This is a genomic window from Sandarakinorhabdus sp., assembly GCF_040398645.1.
GTDB lineage: Bacteria > Pseudomonadota > Alphaproteobacteria > Sphingomonadales > Sphingomonadaceae > Sandarakinorhabdus.
Genome location: NZ_JBBATR010000020.1, coordinates 29,571 through 34,310 on the forward strand (window position 1 = coordinate 29,571; position 4,740 = coordinate 34,310).

Sequence of the window (4,740 nt, forward strand, 5' to 3'; positions counted from 1 at the left end):
ATCCTGATCGCCAATCGCGGCGAAATCGCCCGCCGCATCATCCGCACCGCGCATGCGATGGGCATTGCCACGGTGGCCGTGCACAGCGCCGCCGATGCCGATGCGCCGTTCGTGCGCGAAGCCGGCCAGGCCGTGCCGTTGGCCGGGGACCGCCCCTATCTTGACATGGACGCCATCATTGCGGCCGCCAGGCGCACCGGGGCGGATGCCGTCCACCCCGGCTATGGCTTCCTCAGCGAAAATGCCGATTTCGCGCATGCCCTGAAAAAGGCTGGCCTCATCTTCATCGGCCCGCCCGAAGCGGCGATGCGGGTGATGGCCCTGAAAGACACTGCCAAGGCCGCCATGAAAAAGGCCGGCGTGCCGATCACGCCCGGCTATCAGGGCGATGACCAGTCGCTGGTACGTTTGCAACGCGCGGCGGAGGGCGTCGGTCTGCCGCTGCTGATCAAGGCGGTGGCCGGCGGCGGCGGCAAGGGCATGCGCGCCGTGCACAGCGCCGAGGAATTTCAGGAGGCGCTGATGGCGGCGCAGCGCGAAGGCGAAACCGCGTTCGGCAATCCAGCGGTGATGCTGGAAAAGCTGATCCAGCGTCCGCGGCACGTGGAAGTGCAGTTGTTTGCCGACACTCACGGCAATGCCGTGCATCTGTTCGAACGCGATTGTTCGCTGCAACGCCGCCACCAGAAGGTGATCGAGGAAGCCCCTGCCCCCGGCCTGTCCGACCGGCTGCGCCACACGCTGGGCGTGGCGGCGGTCACGGCGGCGCATGCCATTGGTTACGCCGGGGCCGGCACTGTCGAATTCATCCTCGATCTCGATACGGTGGACGCAGACGGCGATCCGGCGTTCTACTTCATGGAAATGAACACCCGCCTGCAGGTGGAGCATCCGGTGACCGAGTGCATCACCGGCGAAGATCTGGTGGAATGGCAAATCCGCGTGGCGCGCGGCGAACCCCTGCCAAAACAGCAGCATGATCTGACCGTCACCGGCTGGGCCGTCGAAGCCCGGCTCTATGCCGAAGACCCGGAAAGCGGCTTCCTGCCGGCCACCGGCACCATCAGCCGGCTGGCGTTCGGCGACGGAGCCGGTGTGCGCATCGACACCGGCGTCGAAACCGGCAGCCGCATCGGGCTGGATTATGATCCGATGATCGCCAAGGTGATCGCCCACGGGCCAACCCGCAGCATCGCCATTGATCGGCTGGTCGGCGCGCTCGACGCCACCATCGTCGATGGCCTGAAATCCAATCGCGCCTTTCTGGCCCGGCTGGCCGATCATCCGGCGTTTCGCGCAGGTGAGGTTGATACCGGCTTCATCAGCCGCCACGCCGCCGATCTAGCTGCGCCGGCGGATTGCCCGCCGGCGGTGCTGCTGTTGGCGGCCTTGGGGCTGGGCCTGCCGTCCACAACGCCCACCACATTGTTTGAACGCCTGCCCATCCGCATCAATCTGCCCGCCCAAACCATGGTGCAGATCTGGTGGCAGGACGCGGTGCACAGCATCAGCCTGCGCGCTGTTGGCCAGGATCGCTGGCGCATCGGCGGGCTGGCCGGCATCGGCGAAGTGATGGCGCGGCGCACCAGCGAATTTGGTCTGGTGCTCGATCTGGCCGGAACGCTGCATCACGCCACGGCGGTGCCGCGCGGCGGCGCCATCGATGTGCGGCTGGCTGGCCAAAGCTGGCTGCTCGCCGCCCGCCCGCCGCGCCGGGCCACAAGCGGCGGCGGCGATGGCCGCGTGCTGGCGCCGATGCCCGGCCGCGTGCTCAGCGTGGATATCGCAGTTGGGCAGGCCGTGGCCGAGGGTGATCGGCTGCTGGTGCTGGAGGCCATGAAGATGGAGCACCGCCTGGTCGCGCGCACCGCCGGCACCGTGCAGGCCGTGCACATCGCGCTGGGCGATCAGGTGAATGACGGCATGCTGCTGGTGGAGATTGGCTGAAATTCAGTGCGGCAGGTTTTCGATCAATATAGCCAAAACGAGAATCGGGCGTCTCATGCGCTCGCCACGGCCTTGGCTCGCGACACAGATTTTTGCGCTGCCTTCGTAAAACTCGCATTGCCTGATGTCCGGCCGCCACATAACCTCAAAGTGGAATGCCAATCGGTGCCGGGTTCATCCGTTCCAACAGAGGCCGAAGCGGAACGGTTGGGGCTGCCTGATATATGGATTCACGATGGCGGCGACTGGTGCCTGTTGATCGAAGCAAAAGTTACGGCACCAGTTAGCGAGCGCCAACTGGAAACCCACCGCAGCCGTGCAAGGCGGCAAGGGTTTACGACAATATATGTTAAGACTCTGACCGCTCGAAATAATACAGACGCAGGCCTTCTTTGGCGTGATGTGCACCAACTTGCCAAAAGTTGTCGATGGGCGACAATTTGGCCAGCGTTGACTGCCGAGTTTCTTGAAGTGCTGGAGGTACGTATGGTGCATGATGTAACAATTGGAGATGCAAACCTAACCGGCTTTTCAGGCATTGAATTCGGTGATGATGGCTATGGCTGGGGGCAGGCTGCGCGGCTGTTGCGGCAGATCATGAACGAACTTCGCCGGGAACCGGCGCTGGTCGCGATGGGCGTTGATCCAGATTTGCCGGGGCGCGGCGCGATCACAGGCCGCGGCACAATGCAGGTTTGGGATTATCTTCGGCTTGCTGGGTCGGCAGACAAGGATCACACACACTGGCCCCATCTGACGGTCAACATCACGCATGATGCTGCTGCCGCCAAGATCACATTGCCCAACAGTCTCGAGCGAGTGTTGCGCAAGCGGATGACTGCACTGGGATCGGTTGGCTGGCGCCAGTTGGCGAATGACTTGGTGAACTGCGCGACGCCGCTTGTTTCAGCCTTTCCCGCAGCCGTGCCGATGTGCCGAATGATTCAGCGCCGTTATCCCAGTCAGCGAGCCACGCCCTATATTGATTGCTTGCTTGAGTTTGATCTGCGCACATGCGCTGGGGGGCCGCCGGTCAAACTGCAACCACAATGGCTTGATGCCGCTTTTCGTTCGTGGTCTGACCGACAGTCCAATCTGCAATTGCAGTTCGGCGTACAATTTCCTCTGGATCGGTGCCCCGAAATGAAAACCCCGGCGGCGATCCACATGCTGCGTGATGCCTTGCTAGCAACCAAGCCAGTGCTGCAAGCGCTTGGGCTGGAGCATAGTAAACAAGACGCTTAAATCCGTTTGTTCACCAAGGATATCAATGTCATGCTCAGCCAGCTGAAATATGATCACGGCGACACGATCGACATGTTGCGCGACACCGTCCGCGCCTTCGCCGCTGCCGAAATCGCGCCGCGCGCCGCCGAAATCGATGCCACCAACAGTTTCCCGCGCGATTTGTGGCCCAAGCTGGGCGAACTCGGCCTGCACGGCATCACTGTGCCCGAAGCCGATGGCGGCGTGGGCCTGGGCTATCTGGCGCATGTCGTGGTGGTGGAGGAAATCTCCCGCGCGTCGGCCAGTGTTGGCCTGTCTTATGGCGCGCACACCAATTTGTGCATCAACCAGATCGCGCGCTGGGGCAGTGCCGATCAGAAGGCGCGCTATCTGCCCGATCTGATCTCCGGCGCGCATGTCGGCAGCCTTGCCATGTCCGAACCCGGCGCCGGCAGCGATGTGATCGGCATGAAGCTGCGCGCCGAGCAGCAGGGCAACGGCGATTATGTGCTGAACGGCAACAAGATGTGGATCACCAACGGGCCGCATGCCGAAACCCTGGTGGTGTACGGCAAGACCGATCCGGCGGCGGGCTCACGCGGCGTGACGGCGTTTCTGATCGAGAAATCCATGGCTGGCTTTTCGACCGCGCAGAAACTCGACAAGCTGGGCATGCGCGGCAGCGACACGTGCGAGCTGGTGTTTGAAAATTGCGTGGTGCCGGCGGAAAATGTGCTCGGCGGGGTGGGCAATGGCGCCCGCGTGCTGATGAGCGGGCTGGATTATGAGCGCGTGGTGCTGGCGGCCGGCCCGATTGGCATCATGCAGGCGTGCATGGATGTGGTGGTTCCTTACGTGCACGAGCGCCAGCAGTTCGGCCAACCCATCGGCACGTTCCAGCTGATGCAGGGCAAATTGGCCGACATGTATGTCGCGCTGTCCACCGCCCGCGCCTATACCTATGCCGTGGCGCAGGCCTGCGATCGCGGCGAAACCACCCGCAAGGACAGTGCCGGCTGCATCCTTTATTCGGCCGAAAAGGCGACGTGGATGGCGCTGGAGGCGATCCAGTGCCTGGGCGGCAACGGCTACACCAATGATTATCCCACCGGGCGGCTGCTGCGCGATGCGAAACTGTATGAAATCGGCGCTGGCACCAGCGAAATCCGCCGCTATCTGATTGGCCGGGAATTGTTTGACGAAACCGCGTGAGCCGGTTTTTTTGGGGGAGAATGACGCGATGAAGCGGGTGATGTTTACGGCGCTGGCCTTGCTGGCTGCGCCCGTTCTGGCCGCTGCCAAGCCGGATGCGGCGCTGCTCAAGGCGGCGACGGCCGAGGCGCCCGCTGTCACCGCCACGCTGAAATCGCTGGTGGAAATCGAAACCGGCACCGGCGATGCCGAGGGCATGGCGGCGATGGGCCAGTATCTGGAGGCGCAGTTCACCGCGCGCGGCGGCAGCGTGAGCCGCGTGAAGCCAACCGGCAACATCGTGGGCGATATCATCGTGGCGCGCTGGAAAGGCACCGGCAAAGGCCGGCTGCTGCTGCTCAGCCATATGGACAC

General features: G+C 63.3%; 3 protein-coding genes and 1 pseudogene. All 4 read left to right on the forward strand.

Annotated elements, in window-relative coordinates; all coding sequences use genetic code 11:
* Window positions 1–1,947: acetyl/propionyl/methylcrotonyl-CoA carboxylase subunit alpha (locus ABWP50_RS06640; protein WP_353217208.1), on the forward strand; the 1,947-nt coding region annotated here is incomplete at its 5' end.
* Between the two features lie 6 nt (window positions 1,948–1,953).
* On the forward strand, window positions 1,954–3,192 hold the full coding sequence (locus tag ABWP50_RS06645; protein ID WP_353217209.1) for a hypothetical protein: 1,239 nt from the start codon (window positions 1,954–1,956) through the stop codon (window positions 3,190–3,192).
* A gap of 30 nt (window positions 3,193–3,222) precedes the next feature.
* The gene (locus tag ABWP50_RS06650) at window positions 3,223–4,386 is read left to right on the forward strand and encodes an isovaleryl-CoA dehydrogenase (RefSeq protein WP_353217210.1); all 1,164 of its coding nucleotides are present in this window, start codon (window positions 3,223–3,225) and stop codon (window positions 4,384–4,386) included.
* A 28-nt stretch (window positions 4,387–4,414) separates the two neighbouring features.
* Window positions 4,415–4,740 (forward strand): annotated as a pseudogene (locus ABWP50_RS06655) (hypothetical protein); the annotation flags it as partial.

What these genes read in the sequence shown, in the direction of transcription:
- ABWP50_RS06650 (WP_353217210.1), top strand. Translation starts at nt 3,223, where the DNA reads ATGCTCAGCCAGCTGAAATATGATCACGGCGACACGATCGACATGTTG.